Raw genomic sequence first — 26,909 nt, forward strand, 5'->3', positions numbered from 1 at the left:
TTTTAGGTGGTGGTTGCTTTTTGTAATTGAGACACAATACGCACTGCTTCTACAGCTTGCCGCACGTCATGTACACGCAAGATATGTGCCCCCTGCAATAGTGCATAAGTATTAAGAATACTCGTCCCATTAAGGGAGTCATCAGCTGTGCAGCCCAATAGTCGATAGATCATACTTTTGCGAGAAATACCCACCAGTACTGGCAGCTCCAAAGGGTCACAAACTTCTCGCTGTCGGGACATCAGCTCGTAATTTTGCTCCAATGTTTTGGCAAAACCGTAGCCGGGATCAAGTATGATGTCTTTCACGTCTAACTCTCGAAGTTTGCCTACTCGTTCCACGAAATAATCAAGTACTTCCAATGCAATATCCCGATATTGACAGAGCTGCTGCATTGTCTTCGGTGTACCTTTCATATGCATCAAAATGTAGGGCACTCCCAACTCGGCCACAGTGCTATACATTTTTGGATCTAGGTCTCCCCCAGATATGTCGTTGATCATGTGTGCACCATACTCCTCTACACACATTCGGGCGATATCCGCCCGGAAAGTATCGACCGAAACTAGCAAAGACGGGTATTCGTCTCGTAGTATTTTGAGTGTAGGTTTGAGACGATTGATTTCATCTTGAGGAGACACTTCCGGGGCATCCGATCTGGAGCTGTATCCGCCAACATCAATGAAACTTCCTCCTTCAGATACAATCTCTTCTATTCTCTTTCGGATTGCCTCTTCTCCTTTGATACGACTGCCGGTGTAAAAAGAGTCCGGGGTAACATTTATGATCCCCATCACTCGAGGATGAGACAAATCTACCAGCTGCCCTCGAAGATTGATTGTAAGATGCTGCATGGATCTTTATTTCTTTTCTTTCACCTCAAACACCCAGGCTTCACCTTTGGCCCTTGTTGAAGCTGTATAGGCGTCTCCGGAAGACGAGAACATTTCGGAATAAACTCGATACCAGCGTTTGTCCTTGATTACACCGGATTGTTTGGAGAACTTTTCTTTCCGGCCAGAAACAAACTCCCTTACTTGCTCTTCTGTACGGAAACTTCCTATAACGACAAAGTAGGCTGGCCCTGTGATATGCTCTTTCTCCACCATCGGGAGTTCTGCTACGCGAGCAAAATCTTCGACCTCCGGCATCTTTGTTGTTGGCTCTTCCGGTTCTGTTTCTGTTGCCTGACTGTTGCCTGATTGCTTATCGTATTGACTCCAAACTTTACCAGCCACCAGTTCTGTCGGTATGAATCCGGCTTCACAGTTCTGTCTGGAAGAAGTAGTGCGAATGGGAAGAAAAAGTAGAGCTGTAAAGAGAAGCACAGCGGCTGCAATACCCGGCACATTACGATGTATGGGGAGGTAATAGTACTTCTCCGACTTGTTTGGTGCTGGGGATAAGGAGGAGATAGAAGTCTGTAGCAGAGGAAGAGATGCCGGGAATAAGCCGTAGGCATCAGGGTGCTGCCGTTTCTCGGACATATCAGAGGAGAAGCTTACCAAACCTTCATCACTCAAGCTCAATTTTCCGATGCTGTTGATTTCTGTACTTCGTTTGCTTACCAGTTCCGAACGCAGGGCTTTGACATCCTCGTCCAACATCATACGTGCCCGTCTGAGAGAAACACCAAAAGTCGTTGCATAAAGAGTCTCAAGCAATCCGTCTCGATGTCGTATGGCTGCATTGAAGTGTAATTCCTGTCCGGGAGGGTAAGCCCGATTCTCTTGCTCATCGTATCTGGCAGGTATTGTTTCCAATACAAAGCCTCCTATCTCTGGTATAGCAACACAGGCATGCTGAGAGAGGCACTTATTGATGTGTTCTGATAATCTGAGGTGAGACATGGTTTTTATTTGTGATGCGTTTGGTCAGCTTACTTGATACCAAACTTTGTACGAAGACAAAGGTAACTTTTTTGCTCTATATACTTCTTGAAATTGTCCAGTTATTTGAGTGCTATGGTTTACTAAACACCAGAGAGATCGATGTTAAGTGCATAAATACAATCTCACTCGGAACCTTGATGTACTTCCATTAGTACACAGCAGCCATTGCCATGCGGAGAGAGAGACTGTTGCACAAGCTCTACCGAGCCTTTGAAACACTTCTTCTGGATCCTTATATACAATCTTTTGTTTATTTCTGTATTGTTAAGTATCTTTTTTAGCTGCATTTTTATGCCCAAGTTGTAAGATTTTAGTAGGATTTTCTCTCGCCTTTTTTATGCTGAGGGGAGTCGTTTTTTGCTAACACGGGAGAGAACGAAAATTCTCTCCTGAGGAAATTATTTTTTTCTCCTGTGTTAGCAAAATTTCTCTCAGGAGAGAAATTCGACCTCTTCAGAACGCCGATGAATAGGGCATTCTGAAAGACCTATACAAAGCCGATAAAAAGGGTCTGATTTTCTCATTGACAACAAGTCCTTTCCCCTCCGTTTCCCTAATTTTTATGCGACTAAAATTTTACAAAACACACCAGGTTTAGAAGAGGGTGGGGCAGAGGTTGAGAGATTGGTATGAATCCTATTGAGGACTATGTGCACATCTTTCTTAGGAGAGGAGAGAGTTCATGTCTCCTTCCCTTGGGGAAGATAGAGAGGAGAAAAATGATCGACCTCTCCTATATGTTGTTGTCGGTTAGCTTTTTGTCATTTTTGAATCCAAAGGAGGACCCTTGCTACAACAGTCCAAAGGAGAAGGATCATCAATGATATAAAATAGAAGTCTCCCTTTTCCCATACTCTGGGAAACTCGTAGTTTAGGCAAGACCTCAATCCTAATACAGCCATCAGGGCAAGTACAACTCCTATTATTTGGGGTGCTTTATAGGGTACATATATTAGCCATGTAATGATGCAGGTGGGTAGCATTAGAAGAACAAATCCGTAATGGTTCAACCCATCTTCCATGTGAGTGATCAAAGCTCCTGCAATGATCAAGACTGTGTAGATGAGACAAGTGACGAGGAGTAGGATATTTGTCGTTTCCGGTTTCATAGACTTACGTTCCGAGCAAGTTTTGTTTGTCAATATTCTGGGTAATAACTGTTCACTCGGTGAATGTAGAAATTTTACCCTTTTCAAGTTCATTTTGTGTCTGTCAAATCTCCTTTTTGAGGTGATAAGACAAGTGAAGACCTTTGTTCTTGGATGATGTTTGAGAGACAAATCTCTATAATTCGGATCTCACGAAGGCCTCTAATAATTCTTACCTTTGTGCGATTGTCATCTCCTGCATAAGACTAAGGGAAGATTGCCGCACGAGGCCTTTTGACTATGGCTGCTTTTGTTGTAGCCAGTCATGTGGTAGGTCAAATGTCAGCCGAGAATAACCTCCAAGACAAATGCAAATGCCCAGTGTAAGGTGTTGCAGTAGCTCCTCGATATAAGGGATGGGGTGACTTTACATATCAATGTTACTACTATTATATGGATTACAAGCAAGGAAATAATGGCGATAGCTCTCGTGGTATGACAGCCGAGGGTTGTCGAAATACTCACCAAGCACCTCTTAACACATACGATTGGCTGAATGATATTCCAGAATCGGGAGGAGAATATGTAGAAGTTCAATTTAAGAATACTCGCAAGGGATACTATCTTAACAATTTTGAGCTGAAGCTGCGTAAGGGAGACAAGGTGGTGGTAGAATCCTCTCCCGGTTACGACTTGGGGATGATCACACTCACCGGCCCTTTGGTTGCCTCCGCCATGCGTCGTCATCGCCATGACACGCAGAGAATGGGGCCTAAATCTGTCCTAAGGTTGGCAGAGCAGAGCGATCTGGATAAACAGAAAGAGGCTCAAAGACACGAATATGACACAATGATCCGTTCTCGCCGTATAGCAGAAGAATTGGGCTTGGAGATGAAAATCGGCGATGTGGAGTACCAAGGAGACGGTACGAAGGCCATTTTTTATTACATCGCTGACGGTAGAGTAGATTTTCGCCAACTAATACGTGTATTGGCCGATGCATTCAAGGTGCGTATCGAAATGAAGCAGATAGGAGCCCGTCAGGAAGCCGGTCGCATCGGAGGAATTGGTTCTTGTGGTCGACCCTTGTGTTGTTCTTCCTGGATGAACAACTTTGTTTCTGTTGGCACCACAGCCGCTCGACTACAAGATCTATCACTGAACCCGCAGAAACTTACCGGTCAGTGTGCCAAACTGAAGTGTTGTCTCAATCACGAGGTCGATGTGTACGCAGAAGCCAAACGTAGGTTGCCACACCGAGACCTCACACTGGAGACCGAGGAAGGTACTTACTACCACTTCAAGACGGACGTTCTCAAGCGTGAGATTTCTTATTCCAAACAAAAGAATAATCCTTCGGACTTGATTACGATCCCAGCAGAACGAGCATTTGCCATTTTGAATCAGAACAAACGAGGCGAGATCCCCAAAACACTGGAGAACGACAACAAACAGAAATCCGCACAACAACCCTCTGCCGATATTTTGGATGACAGTCTCACTCGTTTTGACAGTGCCAAACGCAAGCGTAAACGTAAGCGTACAGATAAGCCACAAGATTCTTCTTTGGGTCATAATTCTTCTATCAATCTGGATACTTCAAAAAACGATACGCAGAAATCCGAACAAGAGACGAGCGAAGTGCGCTCAAATGGAAAGCCAAAATCCAATAAATCTTTCGAACCAAGCAAGCGGGTTGAAGCCGATCTCCCCTCCCAAATGAGAATGGCGGATAACAGACGAGGAAGAAACAGGCGGCCTGTAAGAAAAGTCGGAGGCGAAGCTATTGGCGCAATGTCTGGGAGCAAACCGGAACAGTCAGCAGCAGTACCATCCGATTCTCGCTATGGACAGCGGAATTAATGGAGAGTTGCGTTAGCGAACAATATCTTGATCAGGTCGGGTGGTGATATGTGTCGTATCGGGAGGAGGCTGTTAGGAATACTGTGTCTCGGTGGATGGATGCTCTCTTGTGTGCATAACCCTATGCCTCAAGAATACATCCGCTTTCAGCAGATCGAAGGTTCTCGTTGGGAAGCCGGTAAGAACTACGATTTTGAGCTGTTGATTCCAGATTGTAGCAAGAGCTACTCGGCAGAGCTGCTCTTAAGACATAACAATGATTACAAGTACACCCATATAGCCCTTGTGGCTTCTTTGCATGACTTCAAAGAAAAGATTGTTTGGGCTGATAGTGTCACTCCCTCCTTCTCTTTTTCTCCTCTTCATTGGAAAGGGCAGGGATTGGCTCAGAGAGAACTATCCGTCCCTCTTTTCGATGGCAGATATTTTGAATTGTCGGGTATCTATCGCTTGTCTTTGCGGACTCAACTGCAACAAGTGGCTCTACTCGGTATGGAAGCAGTGGGAATACGTTTTTGGCAATGTCCGGATGCGCCCCATGTATCGGATAACGAAGATTAGTTACCTTTGGTTCCCTTGGCAGTTTTTACAGCAAGCCGTGTATAAATGTAGATGCAACGCAGTTTGATTATAGATAGGGGAAATACCAACCTCAAAGTCGCAATCTTTGAGAACCAGGAGTTGGTGGGAGTTCGGCATCTGTCGGCTTCGACTTACATCGGCCTAAAGAATACCTTTTCTCCGGAAGAGCTGCTCTGTCACTCTTGTATTTTCTCTTCTGTGGCACAAGTAGAAGATCCAATCTTAGAGGATCTGAAAGGCCACTTTTGCCAAAACCTACATGTATTGAACGATCAAATGCCTATCCCTATAGAGATAGACTACGATCGGACAACCTTGGGGGCTGATAGGCTTGCTGCCGTGGTCGGAGCCGGATCTCTTTTCCCTCAAGAGGAAATTCTTGTGATAGATGCTGGTACGGCTGTGACCTACGAAAGGATTTCTTCGCAAGGAAAGTATCTCGGCGGAAATATATCTCCGGGGTTGGAGGTAAGATTTTCTTCGTTGCACCACTATACAGCACGTCTACCCCTGGTGCATATCCATGAATCGGACAACATTCCTCAATGGGGGACCAATACATCCGGAGCTATTATGGCGGGAGTTGTCAGAGGCCTCATACTTGAGATGGAGGGGTATATTGAGGCTGCGCGGCAAGAACATCCAGAGATAAGAGTGCTACTTACAGGTGGAGCTGCTTCCTATTTTGAGACAAAGCTAAAATATCAGACCTTTGTAGCTGACGATCTCGTTTTACGAGGTCTCAGTTGCATATTAGACTACCAAATACGGGAATGTACAGAATAATAGAACAGACAATAGGGCAATTTGCCAAAGCCGTGTTTCCGGCAACGTGTTTATTAGCTGGACTATTGGTTTGTGCCTCTTTGTCGGCCCAAAGTAACAGTTCGGAATCTCCCTACACCCGTTTCGGGCTGGGACGGTTCGACCCAAGTGGACACGCTTCCAATCGAGGGATGGGTGGTTTGGGTATCGGCATAAGAGATGCTCGGGCTGTTAATCCAATGAATCCAGCTTCTTATTCAGCAGTGGACTCGTTGACCTTTATCTTCGATTTGGGTGCATCTGCAGGATTCTATTGGGCCAAAGAAGGCTCGCACTCCAGTACTCGCAAACTTGGGAATTTCGAGTATGCTACAATGCTTTTCCCTGTGACCAAGTATGCCGGAGTAAGTCTTGGAATACTGCCTTTGGCTACAGCCGGTTATCAATACGGAAGTGTGCAGCCAATTGAAGGGCTGGACAAACAAAATTATACCCGTATTTACCAGGGAACCGGTAACCTGAACAACTTGTATATAGGAGCTGCAATAGAGCCGATTGAGGGTCTCTCTGTGGGAGCAAACTTTAGCTATTTGTTCGGCACCTACAATCATAGTCGTCGTGTTTCCTATTCGGTTGGCACAGCCTTGGATCCCACGATCAGTTCTCGTCTTGAGTTGGATGCCTTGAGGGGGAAAATCGGACTGCAGTATGCTTGGCAGCTTGCTAATCGCAGACGAATCGTATTTGGGGCGACATACGATACCTCTGTCAAATTCAAGAGTAAGCTTTTTACAGAGCAATTCTTGATCTCAAATCAGCAGATAGTAGAGCATTTGCATGGTGATACAGTTCGTGGCACAGGGCTTTATACAGCTCCTGAAATGTATGGATTAGGAGTAAGCGTGGATTTTTCGCCACGCCTGATAGCCGGAGTGGATCTGCAGTATGGACGATGGAGTGATGCCTCTTTTTATAAGTCACAGTGTGAATACCAGAATCAATGGCGAATAGCTATTGGAGGACAATATATACCCAATGCCGAAGAGATACATTCCACCAAGCAACTGCGCTATCGTGCAGGGCTCAGTTTGGGCAATTCTTACCTTAAACTTCCCACTACCAAGGGAGCTGAAGGATATCACCAGCTCGGACTTTCTGCCGGAATAGCCTTCCCTCTTGTGGATCGCCGCTCTTTTGTGCAGATGAGTCTGGAATATGATCGACTAATCCCAACCAATAAGGATATGATCTCCGAACATAGCTTGCGTTTGACATTGGGATTGACATTCAATGAGGGGTGGTTCCGAAAGCTTAAATTGAATTGATCTTCTCGGGGCATAATCGCATTAGCAAAGAATAGAATCAAAGAAATAAAAGCACAAAAAATTATCCGATAGTTATGAAAGCAATCAAGGTTTTCCTTACTGCTGCCCTTATGTTTTCGGGCGCAGTAGCTGCTTCGGCTCAAACAGGAGTAGCTTCCGGCACTCCTTATGGCAAAGGGGAGGATAGTGTCCGCTGTCTGCAAAACATAAGCCTCTTTACCTCCTATATCAAAGGGGGTGCAATGAAGGACGCTGTGGAATTTTGGCAAAAAGCCTACGAGGAGTGTCCAGGATCGACCAAAAGTATATACCTCTATGGTGTTAAGATCTACAAATGGCAGTTTGAACAAGAAACAGACCCAACCAAGAAGAAGCTGATCATCGACAAACTGATGCGACTGTATGACGATCGCATCAAATACTTTGGCAGTGATAGAAAATATGGAGAAGATTGGATCACGGCATCTCGAATAACGGACTACATTGTTCTAATGGGAGAGCAAGTAGATTATGATCAAATATATCGCTGGACTCTCCCTGTGGTAGACAAATACAAGGAACAGACTGATCCTCAAACGGTGTACTATTTCGTCTTCTCTTCCCTGAACAAAGCCATAAAAGATAAGGCCTGGTATGAGCCCTATATAAGAGACTTTGTGAGAGGAAATGATATTCTGGACAAACAGTTGGAAACAGCGGATGAAGCTCAACAACAGGCTATTCTGGCGTTGAAAAATCCGATGGAGAACCTTTTTGCCAAGAGTGGACTTGCCAGTTGCGAGATGATGGAGAAAATCTATGCAGGTCGCTATGAAGAGTCGAAAAAAGATGCTGATTTCTTATCCGGGATGTTGTCTATGATGAGCATCTCGGGCTGTGAAAACTCTCCTCTGTATATCAAGGCCAGCAAAAGTCTCTTTGAGATTAAACCTACAGCAGAGGCAGCCATGGGATTGGCAAAGGAAGCCTTGGACAACAAGAATACAACTGAGGCCGTAAACTACTTGCAGCAGGCGATCTCTTTGGCCAAGACCTCCAAAATGCGTGCTTCATGCAATTACACAATAGGAGTCATCTATATGAACCAGCGTAGCTATGGGCAAGCTCGTCAGTTCTTCAACAAGGCAATGGCCGAAGACCCCAATATGGGAGAGGCAATGTTGAATATCGGACAGATGATTGCAAGTTCCGCTTCCAGTCTCTTCCCTGATGATAGACTCAAACAGCGCTGCGTCTATTACTTGGCTATAGAAAAGCTCGAACGTGCACGCCAAATGGATCAGGGTGTGGCATCCAAGGCTGCCAGCCTGATTGGGCAATACAGACAATACTTGCCCTCAGCTGCAGACATATTCATGCACCCTGAATTGGAAAAAGGAAAGAGTTTCTATATCGGTGGATGGATAGGCGAATCCGTGGTGATACGCTAAGAATCTTTCCGTATGGGAGGTTTTTTTCTCTTCTTCGGGAAGTGATCCTATATAAATGCAATACCAACGATATTCGTTCAAATATAAAGGCACTGCTCCAGTTCTTGTAACTTGGGCAGTGCTTGTTGCGTCTGTTCTGTTGCCCGGATGCGGTGGCAGTAAGTTGGAGATGAGTAAGCAAGACTTGTTACTAGATACAGTGTATATGATGTGTACATATGACGTTCATACACTGGTGTCAGACTCTGGACTCACCCAATACAAATTGGACGCGAAAGAATGGCGTATCTACGACAAGGGAGAACGTCCTCACTGGTATTTCCCTCAGGGAATTTATTTTGAGCGATTCGATTCGCTCAAAAGACCCATAGCCAAAGTATCGTCCGATACAGCTTATAACTATACCTCAGAAGAGTTGTGGGAGTTGGTTGGACATGTACATATTCGCAATATGTCCGGAGTAGATTTCTATGCTCCTCGGATGTTTTGGGATAGTCGCAATGCCCGGGTTTATTCTCCTGATTCGGTATATATCAAAGCTCCAGACAGAGTATTACGCGGACAGTCTTTTGAAGCCAATCAAGACCTTAGTTCTTATTCTTTTGTGAATAGCTCTGCAGAAGTTGATTATCAAGAGCCAGAAGAGGATTCAAAAGAAAAAGAAGAGGAGAAGAACCCATTGGAAAAGCCTTAGTCTGTATCCTCAGGTTAATTCAAAATGATTTATATCGGCATCATCATAACCCTACTCCTTTCCGGATTTTTCTCCGGCATGGAGATCGCTTTCGTCTCTTCGGATAAGTTGCGATTGGAAATCGATCGCAAGGAACATGGATTTGTGGGGTATATTCTGGGGCTATTGTTCAGAAAACCAGATGAGTTTGTGACAACTCTATTGGTGGGTAACAATGTAGTGCTTGTCGTCTATGGCTTGCTAATGGCTCAACTGCTCGAAACTCCTATCAGGTTGTATGTCTCAACCAATGATGCTTTAGTCCTTCTGCTGCAGTCTTTACTATCCACTATGCTCATCCTCGTTACCGGTGAGTTTTTGCCTAAAGTTTTGTTTCGGCAAAAATCGAACCAAATGATGACATTATTCGCCCTGCCTGTTTCTCTCTTCTATATATTGCTTTTCCCTATCACTAAGCTATGTACTCTACTCACAAAATTGTTTTTCCTACTCGTGGGTGGACGTTCGGGTGTTTCTTCTGAGGGCGTTTTGTCTGGCTTCTCAACAGCAGATTTGGATCATTATCTATCTGAAAACATAGAGGATGATCGAGACGGAGATCTCAATACAGAAGTTAAAATTCTACAGAATGCTCTGGACTTCTCTAAGGTACAGGTACGCTATTGTATGGTTCCTCGTAATGAGATGGTAGCAGTGGAGCTTGGGGCGGATAAATCTCTTCTCGAAGAAAAATTCTCTTCTTCTGGCCTTTCGAAACTTATCGTTTATAAGGAAAATATCGATGATGTGGTCGGTTATATCCATTCATCAGAGATGTTTCAGCCTGATCCTTGGCAAAAGCGGGTTGTTCCAACTCTCTTTGTTCCGGAAAGTATGTATGCCAATAAACTCATGAAGCAGTTAATGCAGCGCAATAGAAGCATAGCTATTGTAATAGATGAGCTAGGAGGCACTTCTGGCATGGTGACTCTCGAAGATATTGTAGAAGAGATATTTGGAGATATAGAAGATGAACACGACAGACGAAAATTAGTGTCTAAACAGATTTCTGAGCATACCTATGTTTTCAGTGGTCGTATGGAGATCGATGACATCAATGAGCAGTTTGATCTACAGCTTCCCGAGAGCGAAGAATATCTCACAATAGCCGGATTTATACTCTACCATTATCAACATATACCAAGCAATGGCCAGTCGGTAACAATTGCTCCATACCGCTTTGATGTGCTGCATTCTACCAGCACAAAGATTGTGCTGGTCAAAATGACTGTAGAAGACAAAATAGAAGATAGATAAGTTCTTCGCACAGGCTCCAAAATGACAATTAAACTTGCCTTTTATTACACTTTGTAGAGAGTAGTAATCTTGAAGGTATTGAGATTGAGAAGATAGGCATACTTGTCATATACGACCAAACTCAGACATCGAAAAAAAATACAGCGAATACCGTGCTATCCAATAGTTTCTAAATGGAGGTTGCTTTTGAGAGGGGAGATAGATAGAGAATAGAGAAGAAACAAATTGAAAATACAGCATAAGTTTCCAGATGTTATATCAAAACAGACATTCTGGCATGACCTTAGTTAATACATTTTAGAATGAATGTGTAAAATAAGGGTAAGGCTAAAGCGGAGATCTTTCTCTCATGTATATAACCGCAGCCCCAATTAGGTGGCGAATATTGTATTGTGCAACAAGCTCAAGTTCTTTTTGCTGTGTTGTTTATAAGTACTCGAAGCCTTCTTAGCAAGCATTGCTCTATCTTTTCTTCTCCATTTTCCATTCTTAAGTTATCGTTGCATCCAGAGAGGGGAATATATATGAGAGAAAATAAATTGTCATGAATTTGTATGCAAACGAAAATTATGTACTTTTGGGGTGTTAGCTATCCATCGGAGGTTCTTTGGATCAGAAACTTAGAGGAGAAATCCGTTGGGAGAGTGAGCCGTTTTTTGACAAGAGGAATAAATAGATGTCTAATATTACAACAAGTAAAACGTATGAACAAAAGTGAATTCGTTGCTGCCGTAGCAGAAAAGTCCGGCCTTAAGAAAGGTGACGCCTTGAAGGCTGTGAATGCCTTTATCGAAGTTCTTATCGAAAGTCTCCGCAAAGGCTTGAAGATCTCTCTTCTGGGCTTTGGTACATTCTCCGTTGTAGATAAGGCTGAGCGCAAGGGTATTAACCCTGCCACGAAAAAGCCTATCATAATCAAGGCTCGCAAGGTTGCTAAATTTAAGCCGGGTGCCGGGCTTAAGCTGTAAGAAAATTACGCATGCATAAGCACAGGAGGCTGTCCCTCTCTTTTCGTGGGGACAGCCTTTTGTATGTTTGTTTGTAAAAACAAGTCGAAGGTGCTTCTCTCGACACTTCTTTTCCTGATTGTTTCTACCACAAAAGACCCAAGAAAAGAACTCTTGAGCTGTCTTCTGCTCTTTGTCAAACACTCCTAATAGTACTACCTTTGCGCCTATGAGACAGAAAGCATTACAACAAATAGGAGAGTATACCATCCTAATGGGGCGCACTTTTGCTTTGCCTCGCAGGTGGAGTATGTTTTTCCGACAATTGATACGTGAGATATATAAGCTTGGTGTCGATTCGGTGTGGATTGTTGTGATCATCTCTTTCTTCATAGGCACTGTAATTACTATTCAGCTGTCTATTAACATGACTTCTCCTCTTATCCCTCGTTTCACCATAGGTTATTCTACTCGAGAGATCATATTGTTGGAGTTTTCTTCTTCTATCATGTGTCTCATATTGGCAGGGAAGGTTGGTTCGAATATAGCCAGTGAGCTTGGCACGATGCGTGTGACAGAACAGGTTGATGCAATGGAAATTATGGGCATCAATTCCGCCAATTTTCTTATTCTGCCCAAGATATTAGGATTGATGCTATTTATCCCGGTGTTGTCTATAATCAGCATGGGAATGGGAATTATAGGGGGATATTTGGCTTGTGGACTTGTGGATAATCTTTCACCAAGTGACTTTGAATTTGGTTTGCAGTTATTCTTCAATCCTATTTTTGTGCTCTACTCTATTATTAAGTCTGTGGTATACGCTTTCATAATCAGTTCCGTGGCGAGCTTTTTCGGGTATACAGTAAAGGGAGGAGCCTTGGGGGTTGGAAAAGCCAGTACAGATGCAGTGGTTAGTACTAGTGTATTAATATTACTCTTCGATGTGTTGCTGACCAATATCTTGCTTACCTAGAATTGTGACCTTTCCGGGGAGCTTGCAAAACTTATTTAGTCATCTATCAGTGGGGAGTTCATGATCGAGGTAAAACAATTAGTCAAAGTATTTGAGGATAGAACTGTCCTCGACGGCCTGAATATAACTTTTGAGACAGGTAAGACCAACTTAATAATAGGTCGAAGTGGGGCAGGGAAGACCGTCCTGCTCAAGTGCGTCATAGGCTTAATAGAACCGACATCGGGGGCTGTACTGTATGATGGCCGAGATTTGGTGAAGATGCAGAAATCTGAATTACTTAATCTTCGCAGGGAGGTCGGTATGCTCTTCCAAGGGTCTGCTTTGTTTGATAGCATGACAGTAATGGAGAATGTTCTCTTTCCGATGGAAATGCTTTCTAAGATGAGCAAAGCTCAACGTAAGGATAGAGCCACGGATTTGTTGGAGCGAGTTGGTCTGATTGACGCCCGCCATAAGTACCCGAGTGATATATCGGGAGGGATGATGAAACGTGCTGCTATTGCCAGAGCATTAGCACTCGAACCTCGCTACCTATTTTGTGACGAACCCAATTCCGGTTTGGATCCAAAAACCTCTATTACGATAGACGAATTGATACATGGTCTGACGGCTGAATTTGGGATAACCACGATAGTCAACACGCATGATATGAATTCTGTACGTAAGATTGGCGACAAAATCATTTTCTTGCGCAAGGGCAAGAAGGAATGGGAAGGAAGCAGTGCAACCATAGACGAGACCGACAGCCCTGTATTGCTGAGTTTTATCAATGCAGCCAAAATGGCCTGAAAGGAGTCTTGATGAGAATGAATCTCATTTCTGATCCCTATCTAAATCGAAATAAGACAAATGACAAAACATAAAAAGACCCGTTCAAAAGCATTTTATCATACACATCTGTTATGTATTATCAGTATTGCTATGGTATTATTCATTGTCGGCTGCTTAGGCTTGGCAGAGATTGCTGGTAATGCGATCCGGAAAGAAGTAGAGGAGCAAATAGCTTTCAATATACTGCTCAAAGAAGGGAATTCGGATGAGGAGAATAAGGCTCTCTGCACCAAAATGGAACGAGAGCCGTTTGTGCAACGAATTCGATACATCTCAGCCAACGAAGTAGCCGAGGAATTAGGAAAAGAATTGGGCGAAGACCCTGTAATGGTATTGGGCTACAATCCATTGCAACCGCAGATGCAAGTCTATGTAAAGTCCGAGTATGCACATCCGGACAGTTTGCCAATCGTGGACACCAAAATTAGGGCTTGGGACAGCGTAGAGAGACTCTCCTACAGACAAGATCTATTCCACACCGTACATACTAAGATCAAGGCCACAGAGCGCATATTGCTCATACTGGCTATTGTTCTTCTTATCATCAGTTTTATACAGATCAACAATACTACCCGTTTGCTTATTTACAGCAAGCGTTATCAGATACGCACTCTTTCTCTTGTAGGGGCTTCTGCAGCTTTTATCCGACGCCCATTTGTTTGGCACAGTGTTTTCGATGGTCTGTTTGGTGCCACCTTAGCCTGTTTGCTCCTACTCGCAGCCATTTTTGCTCTGGACAAATACCAATTACCGATGTTATGGAATTATCTTCCTCTTAGAGATCTGGGGATGCTTGCTGTAACTCTGCTGATGATTGGCAGCCTTGTATCTGCATTCACAGCATACAGAGCTGCCAGACGCTATGTGCGTATGGATGGCAGTAAAATGTATTTGATATAAGCCTCCTACTCTTTTGTTGGGGAGGATATTCCAGATTATTAACTAACGAAATACTTATGTTGTACAACAAGAAGAATTATCTGCTCATGTTAGTCTCAGTCCTGCTGATAGTATTGGGTTTTGTGCTGATGTCGGGAGGAGCGCCAACTGATGGTGTTAGTTTTAATCCCGAGCTTTTTTCCACACGTCGCATCGTGATAGCCCCTATTGTCTGTGTCGCAGGCTTTAGTCTCATGGCTTATGCTATTATGGCAAAGCCATCTTCCGATTCATCGAGGAAAAACACCGAGAGACCAGAATAAGTATATTGTTGAAAGAAGTTTCATTTTTAGACAAATACTCTATACATGACCCATTTTCTTTCTCAAGAAAGATGGAGTCGTGTGTAGTGATGTTTTCACATTCGTAATCTTAGGATTATGACAGTTTTGCAGTCAATAATCTTAGCCATAGTAGAGGGGCTTACAGAGTTTCTACCGGTTTCTTCCACTGGTCACATGGTTTTAGCTGAGGGCCTCATGGGAATGGAGTCAGATAGCTACACAAAGGCTTTTACAGTGATTATCCAGTTCGGAGCCATGCTTTCTGTTTTAGTCTTGTATTGGAGACGGTTCTTTGATTTTAGGCCTCTTCCGGGAATGACACAGCCGGTCCTTCGTATGCTTAGTCGCTTCCGTTTCTATGGGTTGCTCCTTTTAGGAGTCTTACCTGCAGCAATATTAGGGCTACTATTTGAGAAATACATAGACCATATGCTTGGGAGTGTACTGGTTGTAGCTTTGATGCTTTTATTGGGAGGTGTATTTATGCTTTTTGTAGATAAGATGTTTGCTTCATCCAACTCCTCCAAGCCGACTCCTCGTTCAGCCCTTATTATAGGCCTTTATCAATGTTTGGCCATGGTGCCAGGAGTGTCACGCTCCATGGCTACTATTGTGGGGGGAATGCAACAGGAACTATCCAGAAAGGCAGCAGCAGAGTTTTCTTTTTTTCTGGCTCTACCAACAATGTTGGGAGCAACATTGCTAAAGATTTACAAGCTGTACAAAGAAGGAGGGCAAGAGATATTTATGCAGCATATGGATACTCTCTTGATCGGTAACATCTTGGCTTTCATTGTTGCATTGTTAGCTATCAAAGGCTTTGTTTCTTTTCTTACCAAATATGGATTTCGTGCATTCGGTTACTACCGTATTGCTATGGGATCATTGATATTGATACTCATGCTTTGTGGTATACCTCTCAATTTGCAATAGGGTTTGTTTACAGGACTTTTTCGATGGATAATATAAAAGATCGCAAGTGGCATCTGACGGAAGATGGTGAGGTTTTACTTTTCGATAAACCCTATCGATGGACTTCATTCGATCTTGTCAATAAGTTCAGATATTGGGCTTGCCGGAGACTTGGGGTCAAGAAACTCAAAGTAGGTCATGCCGGTACTTTGGACCCATTGGCTACCGGATTGATGATCATTTGTACCGGGCGTTGTACCAAACAACTTGATACTCTGCAACAAGGGAAAAAAGAATATATAGCTACACTTAAGCTTGGGCAGACAACTCCAAGCTTTGATCTGGAGACAGAGCCAGATGCAGAATATCCTACAGAGCACATTACCGAGCAGTTAATCTCTGAAGTATTGCCAAAGTTTGTGGGGATCATAGAGCAGACTCCTCCGGCTTATTCCGCTATCAGAGTAGATGGGAAAAGAGCTTATGCTCTGGCCAGAAAAGGTCGAGAAGTGAACCTTAAGCCTCGTTTGTTGGTTGTCGAAGAAATAGAGCTCCTATCGACTGATTTGCCCGAAATAATAATCCGGGTGGTTTGTTCCAAGGGAACTTATATACGGGCTTTAGCTCGAGATATAGGCGTAGCATTAGGCAGCGGTGCTCATCTAACTGCTTTGAGGCGCACTCGTATTGGTGAATACCGTATAGAAGATGCATACCCGATAGAACTGTTGGATGAGCTGCTTAAACGGTACGTAGAACCTCTCCCAAAAGAAGAGAAAGATGGCAAATAAGACAAAGAAAAATATCGCAGACCAAAATACAGAATAAAGCATATGAAACTATCGATGTTTAAGTTTAAGCTCCCAGAAGAGCTGATTGCCAAGTATCCTGCACGTTTTAGAGATGAGTCTCGAATGATGGTGTTGCATCGGGCTACGGGGGAGATCGAACACAAGCAGTTTTCCGATATCATAGATTATTTCGACAAGGATGATGCTTTTGTATTCAACAATACGAAAGTTTTTCCTGCTCGCATCTATGGCAATAAGGAAAAGACAGGAGCTAAGATAGAAGTCTTCTTGCTGCGAGAGCTCAATGAGCAACAAAAACTGTGGGACGTCGTGGTAGATCCGGCTCGCAAGATAAGGATCGGAAATAAGCTTTATTTCGGTGAGGATGACAGCCTAATTGCTGAGGTAATTGATAACACGACCTCACGTGGCCGCACACTTCGTTTTCTCTATGATGGACCTCATGATGAGTTCAAAAAAGTCCTTTTCGATTTTGGAGAAACTCCGATCCCCAAGTATTTGGATCGAGAGGCAGAGCCAGAAGATGAGGAGCGTTTCCAGAGTGTTTTTGCCCAAGAAGAAGGAGCTGTAATTGCTCCGGCAGCAAGCCTACATTTTAGTAGACAGCTCCTAAAGCGTTTGGAGATCAAAGATTGTCGCTTTGCATACCTCACAGTGCACAATAGCTTGGGCAACTATCGAGAGATAGATGTGGAAGACCTCTCCAAACACAAGATGGAAAGTGAGCAAATGTTTGTTGGAGCAGAAGCTTGCCAAGTGATAAACAAGGCCAAAGATGGTGGGCATAAGGTTTGCGCTGTTGGGACCTCGATTTTGCGAGCCATGGAGACGGCTGTGAGTACAGATGGGCACATCAAGGAATTTGAAGGCTGGACAAACCTTTTCATATTCCCTCCCTACAACTTCTCTTTGCCCAACGCCATGATTAGTAACTTCAATATGCCATACTCTATCTTATTGATGATGACAGCGGCCTTTGGTGGGTACGAACATGTGATGAATGCCTATGATGTTGCCATCAAAGAGAAATATCGCTTTGGTGTATATGGGGATGCGCTATTGATCATCTAAATACAGAAAAAGGATGTACACTTACACCTCTTTCGTCTCTGCGAGGGAGGTGTATGTTTTCTAAGCTATATGAGTACACTTTGTTTAGGGTTGGGGAGCAATATAGGGGATAGACTGAATTTTTTGTCCCAGGCTGTAGGCTATGTTCGTGAATACGCAGATGGCCTCATTGAGGTTTCTTCGGTATATCGCACGCAGCCGTTGGATTTTGACACTCCCAATTATTTTCTCAATGCCGTCGTACTCGTATACACAGAGCGTAGCCTGATCGATTGGCTCTACTTTACGCAAAAGGTGGAGCGAGAGATGGGGCGAACAGCCAAGAGTGTAAACAAAAAGTATTCGGACAGAATAATAGACATAGATCTACTTTTGTATGATAGGCAAGAATGGCACGTATGTTCGCCTCAAGCGTTATTTATACCTCATCCTGAGATGCACAAAAGAGCATTCGTCCTTTACCCATTGGCAGAACTCTTTCCTGATTGGGTTCATCCGTCGTTGGGGTATCGAGTTGTTGAGTTGCGAGATACGCTCGACCGTCTGTCTGATGAAAGACCGGTATTGATAAAAGACTTCTCTTTGTAGTAACCTACCATGGGGATTGTAATTCGTCAAAGTATCAAAGGGACAGCGGTGACTTATTTGGGAGCACTCATCGGCTTCTTTTCGACTTTTTTTATACAGACACGTTATTTATTGCCAGGAGAAATTGGTTTGTTACAAGTCCTCTTACAAGCTGCCACTCTAGTTTCAAGCTTTGCGATGATGGGACTCAACTCTTCAATTTATCGTTTCTATCCTTACTTTCGAAATTCAGGAGAACAGACAAGAGCTTCCTCCGAAAGAAATAATGGCTTCCTTTTCTATGCTTTGCTCATTTCTTTGGTGGGCTTAGTAGTTATCATTCCTTTGTATTATCTACTGAGAGGACCTATTTGTGATATGTACATGGACAATAGCCCGGAATTTGTCCAATACTTTCATTGGGTCGTACCATTGGTGGTTTTCCTCCTGTTTTGGCTGGTTTTTGAATTATATGCCGTACAGCTGATGCGCATAGCTGTCCCGAAATTGATCCGAGAGATCATACTCCGAGTCTTGCTTGTCGGGACCTATTTGGTTTACGCACTTGGTTGGGTCAGCTTTCCGATCATGGTAGGTATATACATATCCTGCTATGGCTTTTGTATGCTCCTTTCTATTGCTTATATCGGCCGTCTTGGCAGTCTGTCTCTAAAACACGATTGGAGCTACATTACCCCTGAATTAAGATGCAATTTCCTACGCTACACTCTTATCTATGTATCAGCTTCGATTGGGACAAAGCTAGGTAGCCAACTCGGATTATTTATGGTCGGAGCTTTGGACGCCGGAGGAATGGATAGTGCCGGCATCTATTCGATTGCCTTTTTTATGGTAGCAGTCGTAGAAATACCATCCAGGTCGATGCTCAATATTGCATCTCCAATCATGGCTGATTCCATGAAAAGGGAGGATTTGTCTCAAGCCAATCACTTGTTCAAAAGGGTAGCTTTGCATCAGGTACTAGCCGGTGGTTTTATTTTTCTCTTAGTCCTATTCAATATTGATAGTATCTACGCGATTCTGCCCAATGGAGCAAAATATATTTCTGGTAAATCGGTCTTTCTGTTTTTGGGTCTGGCCAAAATGCTGGAGATTACATTTAACTATGGCAATTCGTTATTGAGTTGTTCGAAATATTACCACTGGAACCTATACTATACACTCGGGGTTACCCTTCTGGGTGTCCTCTGGCAAGTGTTACTAATCCCAATATTGGGGATATCAGGTGCCGCAATTGCCACTCTTATCACCACGGCCCTGAGCTACTTTGTACAACAATTGATGATTTCTCTGAAGATGAAATGCAGTCCTTTTTCTAAGGACTTATTTGTTTCTCTTTGCATCTTTACGGCAATGTGTGCAATCAACTATGTTGTTCCCTGCATGTCTAATCCTTGGATTGACATACTGGTACGCTCTTTGCCAATAGGATTTTTCGGTTTGTGTGCGATCTATTTTAGTGGGATTAGTCCGGAAGCTAAGTCTGTAGTAGATCGTCTCCTTAAATGTAAAAATCATGGCAGGACTTAGCCATTTTACCTCTTTCCTCTATAAGATCTCCCCTCCAAGGGTACAGTATGTGATAACTCAGACGAAAGCCTGGCTTAGGGAGCGATTAGTCGATCCCAGACATTTTAGACAAGTTCGGCGGGATGTTGATCTTTTATACAGACAATTAAAAGGAAAGAGCCACTACCGGGTCCTATTTATTGTTTCCGTAGCAGCTCAGTGGAAGCAAGGGATATTGTTTCGCTTGTTAGAGCAAAATGCTCATTTTGAACCTGCTATTTTGCTCACTCCATATTCTGAAGAGCTAACCCCGGCAGTAATAGACAACTATCAAACCTCTTTGGCCAAGCTAAAAGAGAAGGGCTATACTCCTATCGAAGCTCTATCTCCTGATGGGCAGTTACTCAATATAGCCAAGCAATGTCCGCCTGATTTGATCTACTACATCACTCCCTACGATGTGTTACTGCCCAAGCAGTACCGCATGTCATCCACCTATAAGCACAGCTTGATTTGTTATTCCCGTTATGGCTATGTGCTTGATACAAGGGCAGAGTGGCACAAAATTCGCAATTTTGGTTACTGCTGGCAATTATTTCTCAGCTCCAAGATAGACTCCGATCTCTATCAAAGGCACTCTCTTTTCGGAGTGGAAAATGGATATGCTTCCGGTCCTCTGATTTATGACGAAATAAGAGAAGCTCTCCCTAAAAAAGAAAACCACGAAGATTTACCTCTGGTAATTCTAGCTCCTCACCATTCTATTGAATCATGGGGCTTTGCCTTGTCAAACTTCTTACGTCTGTCTGATTACTACTTATCGCTACCGCATCGCTTTGCTGGCCGTTTGCGATTTGCATTTAAGCCACATCCTCACCTGAAAGCAAAGTTGTATCGCCATTCTCAATGGGGTAGAGAACGCACGGATGAATACTACAAATTTTGGGATGAATCTGAAGGATGCTATCTGGAATTAGGACCCTATGCCGATTTGTTTGCTCATTCGGCTGCTATGGTGCACGATTGCGCAGCCTTTTCTGTGGAATACCTCCTAACCCAACATCCCGTGCTGTTCATTCGTCGTAACCATCGCCTTCCTCCAAAGCTCAATGAGATAGGTAAGCTCGCATACCAACTACACCAATTGGCAGATTCAGAAGAACAGATCGATCGCTTTTTGGAATCCGTGGCCGAAAAGAGAGAAGTAGAAAGCTCCGAATTATGGGACTCGTTTCGTCACTTAGTATTGCCTCATACAGAAATATCCATAGCTCAATCAATTATGTCTCGTCTAAATGAGCTATTAAATCCGGCTTCGTAAATCCATGAAACCACGACTATTGATCATACATCGAGCCTTGGCTCCCTACCGAATAGAGCTTTTCAACGAACTATACAACCGCTTTGATGCACATATTTATTTTGAATATCCATCTCCTTTTGAACAGCAATTTAATGATGCTGAGCTGCAAAAACGAATACATTTCTCTTACAGAATTCTCTCTTGTCCACGCCATGCTCCGGCAAATTTCAGATCTCAACTTTTTTCTTTAATAAAAGACCTTCGTCCACAATTGATCTTGTGTAGCGAGATCAACCTGATCACAGCTATTCTGTTTGTCTGTAAGAGTTTATATACCAAAGCACCGCTGATTAGTTTGGTGGATGACAATCTGACTCTATCCGATAAACGAAAGCAAAATATTCTCAAGAATTTTTCTATCCACCTCGCTGACGGTTTGATCTGTTGTGACCCACGTGTAACGAATGTCTATACTCAGCAGTATCGGTTACCTTGTCACTATCTGCCTATTGTTCAGGATGAACAATTTATTCATACCCAATTGCTCCAAGCATTGCCTCAAGCCAAGCAAATACGAGCACAGTACACCTTGTCCGAGAAAGATCGAATACTGCTCTTTGTAGGTCGCCTGGCTGAAGAAAAAAACTTACCGGCATTGATCTCTGCGTTTTCTCAATTAGCACAAAGCTATCCTCGTTGGCATTTGCTTTTGGTCGGGGATGGGCCACAAGTCAAGGATTTGTCGACTTTGGTAGAAAAAGAGAAATTATCGAAAAGGATACATATCGTTGGGAAGAAAGAAGGCACAGACCTATATGCTCATTATGCAGCGGCAGACTGCTTTGTATTGCCAAGCAGTAGAGAGCTATTCGGAGCAGTCACCTGTGAGGCTCTCATGTCTGGTCTCCCTTCGTTGGTGTCTACTGTTGCAGGAAGCGTGGGGCTAATCAATCAGAATAATGGAGAAGTTTTTTCTCCATTTGAGACAAATGATCTCACCCGATCCTTGAGCCGGATGTTGAGTTGGATAGAGGCCACTTCTCTCTGGCAGGCTGAAATAAAACCATCGCTTATGCCCAAAACATTCTCTCGTTATATGGAAGAGCTGGAGGAATATCTGTTGAGCTTCTTACAGAAGGAAGAAGGGTAGATACAAGAGGAACAAAGTTAGTTGATCTCGAGATTTTATGAAGCAATACGCATAGCCATCTTCATTACTGCATACGATGCAGATGCTGTAAAGAGTAGAAAAAAAAGCAGCACAAAAACCCATGAACGAAGGATTGGAGCAAAGACCCGGCTCGGAGGGGTTGTTCGTGCTCCTGGGATCCACCTAAATCGTAGTTTGGAATAAAGCCAATAGGTAAACCAACCGATTAGAAGTCCAATGGCAGCACCGGGTAGTACATCTGTGATAAAGTGAACTCCTATGTATATGCGACTGTAAGCTATGAGAGTAGCCAAGAAGAAAATAAGTACACTATACCTTTTGTCTCTGAAGAGTAGAGACGTGAACATGGCTAGAGAAAAATAATTCGCTGAATGTCCCGAAACAAAGCCATATAAAGCACCACGATATTCATAAACGATCTTGACCAATTCTTTGATTTCCGGAAAATGCGTCGGCCTCGGACGCATAAAGTATGGCTTGATGATATGAGAGGTAAGTTGATCGCAAACAAGGAGAGAAAAAAGCAAGGCAATAAGTACTAACACAGCCTCTTTTGCCGGTTGCTTGTAGAACAAAAGCATCACCAACAATACCCAAACCCCTATCCATGTATGTGTCGAAGTAAATAGATAGAAGAATGCATCGGTGTAGGGAGTATGCATACTATTTAGCCAAAGAAAAACCTCTCGCTCCATTTCTACAAGCTGATTCAGTACAGACATTTTATTTCAGAGTAGAGTAGTTATTGAAAAAAGTCCCCATCATAGCTACCCGGTGAAAGAGGGTGGGGATTTTCCCTCTGTACGGTGGTCTGCAATGACAAGACAAAGGTAAAAAAGCCTCCTGAATCTTCCGATTGTAAGAGTTATATTTTGAAATACTAAATTCTGCTACCAAACACTCCAGAATCTGACTACCATAAAAAAACTGATAACTGTGGAGAGAGAAGGGATCTTCTCTTAGGTAGATAAAAAAAGCAGAAGGCTACTCCTTTTCGGAGTAGCCTTCTGCTTTTTTGAAGAGAAAGAGGGGAGAGCCTCCTTCTCTCTGGAGGTATTTACATAGATCAGTTTTCTTCCTTCTGCCAATTGGAGGCTTCCAAGCGTTTGTAGTTACGATATCTCCATTGTGCATTCTCAAGTGCTGCTTGGAATAGCTCATCGGCCTCTTGTGGATACACCTTGGCAACAGAAGCGTAGCGAACCTCTCCTTTGAGATAATCCTTAAACAGTTCCCACTTAGGTTCTGCACTATCCAGCTGGAAGGGGTTCTTACCTTCGGATTCCAGTTGAGGATTGTATCTCCACAGATGCCAGTAGCCACATTCGACGGCATTCTTTCCTTCTGCCTGAGTCTTACCCATGCCGGCTTTTATACCATGTGATATACAAGGCGAATAGGCGATAACGAGTGACGGTCCATCATAAGCCTCTGCTTCTCTGATTGCTTTGAGAGTCTGAGCCTGATTCGCCCCAATTGCAATCTGAGCTACATAGACATAACCATAGGTAGCAGCAATCATACCAAGGTCTTTCTTTCTCACACGTTTACCACCGGAGGCAAACTTGGCAATGGCTCCGATAGGAGTACTCTTTGAGCTTTGTCCTCCAGTATTAGAATACACTTCAGTATCGAGTACTAATACATTGACATTCTTACCCGAAGCCAATACATGATCCAGACCGCCGAAACCGATGTCGTAAGCCCAACCATCACCACCAATAATCCATTGAGAATGCTTGATGAAGTGGTCTTTGAGAGACAATAATTTCTCCACAAGATCATTATCCTTGGCTGCTTCCAATTCGGGTACGATAGCATCGTACAAAGCTTTGCAGCGAGATGCATCGGAGATGTTTTCAATCCACTCGGAGAGCAAACATTTGATGTTTTGTCCTATCATCTCATCTTGCAAAGCCTCATTGGCTACGTTTAGCAGACGGCTACGGAGGGTTTCTTTTGCCATATGCATACCGAGACCAAACTCAGCATTGTCTTCAAACAGAGAGTTAGCCCAAGCCGGTCCTTCCCCTTTCTCATTTGTGGTGTATGGAGTAGAAGGAGCACTAGCAGAGTATATAGAAGAACAACCGGTTGCATTGGCAATCATCTGGCGACTTCCGAAGAGCTGAGAGAGCAACTTAACATAAGGAGTTTCGCCACAGCCGGCGCAGGCTCCACTATATTCGAAAAGAGGTTGTGAGAACTGAGAGTTTTTGACATTGGCAGCGATATCTACCAAATGAGCTTTGCTACTTACCTGAAGGAAAGCCTTATCCCAATTCTTTTGTTCCTCAAGTTGGGTCTGGATAGGCACCATCTCTAATGCCTTTTCTCCCTTACGGCCCGGACAAACGTCTACACAGTTGCCACAGCCCATACAGTCAAGTACATTGACCTGAATGCGGAAGTCCAAGCCATCAAATTGCTTACCGATAGCTTTGATTGTAGGTATGCCGGTCTTCTGTCGCTCTTCGTCATTGAGCAAGAATGGACGAATCGTAGCGTGAGGGCAAACGTAAGCACACTGGTTACATTGGATACAGTTGTCACTGTTCCACACTGGAACGAAAGGAGCTACTCCTCGTTTTTCAGAGGCTGCCGTACCGCTGTCCCAAGTACCGTCTTCACGACCACAGAAAGCCGATACGGGGAGCTCATCTCCTGCTTGAGCATTGACTACACGTACTACATTGTGCACAAAGTCAGTGTCATGCTCGTGACGTATTTCGAGTTCATCCGGAAGGTTGATCCATTCGGGATCAACTTTGACCTCCACCACTTCTGCACCGCGATCTATAGCTGCATAGTTTTTATTGACCACTTCTTCTCCCTTACGTCCATAACTCTTGACGATGAATTTCTTCATTTGTTCTACAGCCAAGTCATATGGGATTACTCCGGAGATTTTAAAGAAGGCAGATTGCAGAATAGTGTTGGTACGATTGCCCAAACCGATTTCCATGGCGATTTTTGTTGCATCAATGATGAAGAAGCGTATCTTATGCTTAGCCATGTATTTCTTCACTTTCACTGGAATGTTGTCAGCCACATGTTCTGCATCCCAAGGTGAGTTTAGCAAGAACGTACCATTGTCTCTTAAGCCTTTGAGTACTTTATACATTCTCAAATAAGCCGGTACATGGCAAGCTACGAAGTTAGGGGTCACCACAAGGTAGGTCGACCGGATTGGTTTATCTCCAAAGCGCAGGTGAGAGCAGGTGAATCCTCCGGATTTTTTGGAGTCGTAAGCGAAGTATGCTTGGCAATACTTATCCGTATTGTCCCCAATAATCTTTACAGAGTTCTTGTTGGCTCCTACTGTACCATCCGCTCCAAGACCAAAGAATTTAGCTTCGAAATAGTCACTCCCTAATTGAATATCTTCTCCCATTGGTAGAGAGGTGAAAGTCACATCATCTACAATCCCTATGGTGAAGCGATTTTTTGGTTCGTTAAGTTTCAGGTTGTCAAATACGGACATAATCTGAACCGGAGTCGTGTCTTTGGATGACAAACCATAGCGTCCACCTACGATCAGAGGAGCATTTGGTTGGTTGTAGTAGCAGTCTTTAACATCAAGGTAGAGGGGCTCTCCATTGGCTCCCGGCTCTTTCGTACGATCAAGTACAGCAATGCGCTTCACGGTCTCGGGCATAGCAGCAAGGAAGTGCTTAGCACTGAAAGGACGATAGAGATGTACAGACAGCAGCCCCACTTTCTCCCCCTGAGACATTCTCAAGTCTACCACTTCACGGATAGCCTCGGTTACAGATCCCATGGCGATGATCACGTGTTCGGCATCTTTATCTCCATAGTAGTCAAAGAGGTGGTACTTACGCCCCGTTACTTTAGCTACCTCATCCATATAATGCTGTACAATCTCTGGAACAGCATCGTAGAAACGATTGGAAGCTTCGCGTGACTGGAAATAAATATCAGGATTTTGGGCTGTACCTCGAACTACTGGATGCAAAGGAGAGAGGCCACGATTACGGAACTCGTTTAAAGCATCCCAGTCTATGAATTGAGCTAAATCCTCATTGTCGAGGGCTTCAATTTTCTGTATCTCATGCGAGGTGCGGAAGCCATCGAAGAAATGGATGAAAGGAATTCTTGAACGAATCGTAGACAGGTGAGCTACTCCAGCCAAGTCCATAACTTCCTGCACGGACCCTGTACACAATTGAGCAAAACCTGTAGATCTGGCAGACATCACGTCTTGGTGGTCTCCGAAAATAGATAGAGCTTGTGCTGCCAATGCACGTGCAGATACGTGGAATACACAAGGCAATAACTCCCCGGCTATCTTATACATATTGGGGAGCATCAATAGCAACCCTTGAGATGCGGTGAAAGTAGTGGTAAGGGCTCCAGCCTGGAGAGATCCATGCACAGCTCCGGCCGCTCCGGCTTCACTCTGCATCTCTTCAACTACTACTCTTTCTCCGAAGATATTTTTCCTGCCCTGTGCAGACCACTCATCTACATATTCAGCCATGGTAGAAGATGGCGTAATGGGGTAGATAGCGGCTACTTCACTAAACATATAAGCCACGTGAGCAGCAGCTTGGTTGCCGTCACAGGTTAGATATTTCTTTTCGCGTGCCATTTGATAGTGATTAATT

At 43.8% G+C, this 26,909-nt stretch carries 24 protein-coding genes; 19 read left to right on the plus strand and 5 right to left on the minus strand.

Features of this window, described 5'->3' with window-relative positions:
* Positions 1 to 2: 2 nt before the first annotated feature.
* From folP to DQN70_RS06705, 3 genes are all read right to left on the minus strand, one after another.
* Positions 3 to 854, minus strand: coding sequence for a dihydropteroate synthase (folP, locus tag DQN70_RS06695; RefSeq protein ID WP_023939448.1), 852 nt, complete (start codon positions 852 to 854; stop codon positions 3 to 5).
* A gap of 6 nt (positions 855 to 860) precedes the next feature.
* On the minus strand, positions 861 to 1,850 hold the full coding sequence (locus tag DQN70_RS06700) for an HU domain-containing protein (RefSeq protein WP_023936747.1): 990 nt from the start codon (positions 1,848 to 1,850) through the stop codon (positions 861 to 863).
* 803 nt (positions 1,851 to 2,653) lie between these two features.
* Positions 2,654 to 3,001, minus strand: coding sequence for a hypothetical protein (locus DQN70_RS06705; protein WP_042225640.1), 348 nt, complete (start codon positions 2,999 to 3,001; stop codon positions 2,654 to 2,656).
* A gap of 432 nt (positions 3,002 to 3,433) precedes the next feature.
* Here DQN70_RS06705 and DQN70_RS06710 point away from each other — a divergent pair, with 432 nt between their 5' ends.
* The 19 genes from DQN70_RS06710 to DQN70_RS06800 all read left to right on the plus strand — a co-directional run bounded on the left by DQN70_RS06710 (position 3,434) and on the right by DQN70_RS06800 (position 22,260).
* Positions 3,434 to 4,843, plus strand: a complete 1,410-nt coding sequence (locus DQN70_RS06710; RefSeq protein ID WP_023939446.1) for a PSP1 domain-containing protein — start codon at positions 3,434 to 3,436, stop codon at positions 4,841 to 4,843.
* A 123-nt stretch (positions 4,844 to 4,966) separates the two neighbouring features.
* A complete protein-coding gene (locus tag DQN70_RS06715) occupies positions 4,967 to 5,404 on the plus strand; it encodes a gliding motility lipoprotein GldH family protein (RefSeq protein ID WP_158441711.1) in 438 nt (145 codons plus the stop codon).
* A 51-nt stretch (positions 5,405 to 5,455) separates the two neighbouring features.
* Complete coding sequence (locus DQN70_RS06720; protein WP_023939445.1) at positions 5,456 to 6,211, plus strand: type III pantothenate kinase; 756 nt, start codon at positions 5,456 to 5,458, stop codon at positions 6,209 to 6,211.
* Positions 6,199 to 7,515 carry an outer membrane protein gene (locus DQN70_RS06725; protein ID WP_023939444.1) on the plus strand — a complete coding sequence of 439 codons (1,317 nt, stop codon included), beginning with the start codon at positions 6,199 to 6,201 and terminating at the stop codon, positions 7,513 to 7,515. Before DQN70_RS06720 ends, DQN70_RS06725 begins: the two co-directional genes overlap by 13 nt.
* Positions 7,516 to 7,589: 74 nt before the next feature.
* Positions 7,590 to 8,945 carry a tetratricopeptide repeat protein gene (locus tag DQN70_RS06730; RefSeq protein WP_023936740.1) on the plus strand — a complete coding sequence of 452 codons (1,356 nt, stop codon included), beginning with the start codon at positions 7,590 to 7,592 and terminating at the stop codon, positions 8,943 to 8,945.
* 55 nt (positions 8,946 to 9,000) lie between these two features.
* Entirely contained in the window at positions 9,001 to 9,639 is a 639-nt protein-coding gene (gene lptC / locus DQN70_RS06735; protein ID WP_052115881.1) for an LPS export ABC transporter periplasmic protein LptC, read from the plus strand.
* A 24-nt stretch (positions 9,640 to 9,663) separates the two neighbouring features.
* On the plus strand, positions 9,664 to 10,935 hold the full coding sequence (locus DQN70_RS06740; protein WP_023936736.1) for a hemolysin family protein: 1,272 nt from the start codon (positions 9,664 to 9,666) through the stop codon (positions 10,933 to 10,935).
* 569 nt (positions 10,936 to 11,504) lie between these two features.
* Positions 11,505 to 11,903, plus strand: coding sequence for an HU family DNA-binding protein (locus DQN70_RS06745; protein ID WP_262501282.1), 399 nt, complete (start codon positions 11,505 to 11,507; stop codon positions 11,901 to 11,903).
* A gap of 208 nt (positions 11,904 to 12,111) precedes the next feature.
* A complete protein-coding gene (locus DQN70_RS06750) occupies positions 12,112 to 12,858 on the plus strand; it encodes an MlaE family ABC transporter permease (RefSeq protein WP_023939443.1) in 747 nt (248 codons plus the stop codon).
* A gap of 60 nt (positions 12,859 to 12,918) precedes the next feature.
* Positions 12,919 to 13,650: an ABC transporter ATP-binding protein gene (locus tag DQN70_RS06755; protein WP_023936728.1), complete on the plus strand. Its 732-nt coding sequence runs from the start codon at positions 12,919 to 12,921 to the stop codon at positions 13,648 to 13,650.
* A 60-nt stretch (positions 13,651 to 13,710) separates the two neighbouring features.
* Positions 13,711 to 14,592 carry a cell division protein FtsX gene (locus tag DQN70_RS06760; RefSeq protein ID WP_023936726.1) on the plus strand — a complete coding sequence of 294 codons (882 nt, stop codon included), beginning with the start codon at positions 13,711 to 13,713 and terminating at the stop codon, positions 14,590 to 14,592.
* A gap of 56 nt (positions 14,593 to 14,648) precedes the next feature.
* A complete protein-coding gene (locus DQN70_RS06765) occupies positions 14,649 to 14,894 on the plus strand; it encodes a DUF3098 domain-containing protein (RefSeq protein ID WP_023939441.1) in 246 nt (81 codons plus the stop codon).
* 117 nt (positions 14,895 to 15,011) lie between these two features.
* Positions 15,012 to 15,848, plus strand: coding sequence for an undecaprenyl-diphosphate phosphatase (locus DQN70_RS06770; RefSeq protein ID WP_023939440.1), 837 nt, complete (start codon positions 15,012 to 15,014; stop codon positions 15,846 to 15,848).
* A 23-nt stretch (positions 15,849 to 15,871) separates the two neighbouring features.
* On the plus strand, positions 15,872 to 16,618 hold the full coding sequence (gene truB, locus DQN70_RS06775; RefSeq protein ID WP_023936720.1) for a tRNA pseudouridine(55) synthase TruB: 747 nt from the start codon (positions 15,872 to 15,874) through the stop codon (positions 16,616 to 16,618).
* 42 nt (positions 16,619 to 16,660) lie between these two features.
* The gene (queA, locus tag DQN70_RS06780; RefSeq protein WP_036889546.1) at positions 16,661 to 17,710 is read left to right on the plus strand and encodes a tRNA preQ1(34) S-adenosylmethionine ribosyltransferase-isomerase QueA; all 1,050 of its coding nucleotides are present in this window, start codon (positions 16,661 to 16,663) and stop codon (positions 17,708 to 17,710) included.
* Positions 17,711 to 17,779: 69 nt separating this feature from the next.
* Positions 17,780 to 18,298: a 2-amino-4-hydroxy-6-hydroxymethyldihydropteridine diphosphokinase gene (gene folK, locus DQN70_RS06785; protein ID WP_023939439.1), complete on the plus strand. Its 519-nt coding sequence runs from the start codon at positions 17,780 to 17,782 to the stop codon at positions 18,296 to 18,298.
* Between the two features lie 177 nt (positions 18,299 to 18,475).
* Positions 18,476 to 19,828 (plus strand): lipopolysaccharide biosynthesis protein, encoded by a 1,353-nt coding sequence (locus tag DQN70_RS06790; RefSeq protein WP_231968803.1) that lies wholly within the window; start codon positions 18,476 to 18,478, stop codon positions 19,826 to 19,828.
* Positions 19,815 to 21,128: a hypothetical protein gene (locus tag DQN70_RS06795; protein ID WP_023936713.1), complete on the plus strand. Its 1,314-nt coding sequence runs from the start codon at positions 19,815 to 19,817 to the stop codon at positions 21,126 to 21,128. Before DQN70_RS06790 ends, DQN70_RS06795 begins: the two co-directional genes overlap by 14 nt.
* Before the next feature lie 4 nt (positions 21,129 to 21,132).
* Entirely contained in the window at positions 21,133 to 22,260 is a 1,128-nt protein-coding gene (locus tag DQN70_RS06800; RefSeq protein WP_042225639.1) for a glycosyltransferase family 4 protein, read from the plus strand.
* Positions 22,261 to 22,295: 35 nt separating this feature from the next.
* On the opposite strand, the gene DQN70_RS06805 is transcribed toward DQN70_RS06800, so the two are convergent.
* Positions 22,296 to 23,003, minus strand: coding sequence for a phosphatase PAP2 family protein (locus DQN70_RS06805; protein ID WP_023936709.1), 708 nt, complete (start codon positions 23,001 to 23,003; stop codon positions 22,296 to 22,298).
* Between the two features lie 344 nt (positions 23,004 to 23,347).
* Positions 23,348 to 26,893: a pyruvate:ferredoxin (flavodoxin) oxidoreductase gene (nifJ, locus tag DQN70_RS06810; protein WP_111759383.1), complete on the minus strand. Its 3,546-nt coding sequence runs from the start codon at positions 26,891 to 26,893 to the stop codon at positions 23,348 to 23,350.
* Positions 26,894 to 26,909 lie beyond the last annotated feature (16 nt).

It is taken from the genome of Porphyromonas crevioricanis (genome assembly GCF_900476255.1).
Taxonomy (GTDB): Bacteria; Bacteroidota; Bacteroidia; order Bacteroidales; family Porphyromonadaceae; genus Porphyromonas; species Porphyromonas crevioricanis.

Bases quoted from the DNA above. Each gene is read 5' to 3' on its own strand.
- folP (WP_023939448.1), bottom strand. From the start codon at position 854: ATGCAGCATCTTACAATCAATCTTCGAGGGCAGCTGGTAGATTTGTCT.
- DQN70_RS06700 (WP_023936747.1), bottom strand. From the start codon at position 1,850: ATGTCTCACCTCAGATTATCAGAACACATCAATAAGTGCCTCTCTCAG.
- DQN70_RS06705 (WP_042225640.1), bottom strand. From the start codon at position 3,001: ATGAAACCGGAAACGACAAATATCCTACTCCTCGTCACTTGTCTCATC.
- DQN70_RS06710 (WP_023939446.1), top strand. From the start codon at position 3,434: ATGGATTACAAGCAAGGAAATAATGGCGATAGCTCTCGTGGTATGACA.
- DQN70_RS06715 (WP_158441711.1), top strand. From the start codon at position 4,967: ATGCCTCAAGAATACATCCGCTTTCAGCAGATCGAAGGTTCTCGTTGG.
- DQN70_RS06720 (WP_023939445.1), top strand. From the start codon at position 5,456: ATGCAACGCAGTTTGATTATAGATAGGGGAAATACCAACCTCAAAGTC.
- DQN70_RS06725 (WP_023939444.1), top strand. From the start codon at position 6,199: ATGTACAGAATAATAGAACAGACAATAGGGCAATTTGCCAAAGCCGTG.
- DQN70_RS06730 (WP_023936740.1), top strand. From the start codon at position 7,590: ATGAAAGCAATCAAGGTTTTCCTTACTGCTGCCCTTATGTTTTCGGGC.
- lptC (WP_052115881.1), top strand. From the start codon at position 9,001: ATGCAATACCAACGATATTCGTTCAAATATAAAGGCACTGCTCCAGTT.
- DQN70_RS06740 (WP_023936736.1), top strand. From the start codon at position 9,664: ATGATTTATATCGGCATCATCATAACCCTACTCCTTTCCGGATTTTTC.
- DQN70_RS06745 (WP_262501282.1), top strand. From the start codon at position 11,505: ATGTACTTTTGGGGTGTTAGCTATCCATCGGAGGTTCTTTGGATCAGA.
- DQN70_RS06750 (WP_023939443.1), top strand. From the start codon at position 12,112: ATGAGACAGAAAGCATTACAACAAATAGGAGAGTATACCATCCTAATG.
- DQN70_RS06755 (WP_023936728.1), top strand. From the start codon at position 12,919: ATGATCGAGGTAAAACAATTAGTCAAAGTATTTGAGGATAGAACTGTC.
- DQN70_RS06760 (WP_023936726.1), top strand. From the start codon at position 13,711: ATGACAAAACATAAAAAGACCCGTTCAAAAGCATTTTATCATACACAT.
- DQN70_RS06765 (WP_023939441.1), top strand. From the start codon at position 14,649: ATGTTGTACAACAAGAAGAATTATCTGCTCATGTTAGTCTCAGTCCTG.
- DQN70_RS06770 (WP_023939440.1), top strand. From the start codon at position 15,012: ATGACAGTTTTGCAGTCAATAATCTTAGCCATAGTAGAGGGGCTTACA.
- truB (WP_023936720.1), top strand. From the start codon at position 15,872: ATGGATAATATAAAAGATCGCAAGTGGCATCTGACGGAAGATGGTGAG.
- queA (WP_036889546.1), top strand. From the start codon at position 16,661: ATGAAACTATCGATGTTTAAGTTTAAGCTCCCAGAAGAGCTGATTGCC.
- folK (WP_023939439.1), top strand. From the start codon at position 17,780: ATGAGTACACTTTGTTTAGGGTTGGGGAGCAATATAGGGGATAGACTG.
- DQN70_RS06790 (WP_231968803.1), top strand. From the start codon at position 18,476: ATGATGGGACTCAACTCTTCAATTTATCGTTTCTATCCTTACTTTCGA.
- DQN70_RS06795 (WP_023936713.1), top strand. From the start codon at position 19,815: ATGGCAGGACTTAGCCATTTTACCTCTTTCCTCTATAAGATCTCCCCT.
- DQN70_RS06800 (WP_042225639.1), top strand. From the start codon at position 21,133: ATGAAACCACGACTATTGATCATACATCGAGCCTTGGCTCCCTACCGA.
- DQN70_RS06805 (WP_023936709.1), bottom strand. From the start codon at position 23,003: ATGTCTGTACTGAATCAGCTTGTAGAAATGGAGCGAGAGGTTTTTCTT.
- nifJ (WP_111759383.1), bottom strand. From the start codon at position 26,893: ATGGCACGCGAAAAGAAATATCTAACCTGTGACGGCAACCAAGCTGCT.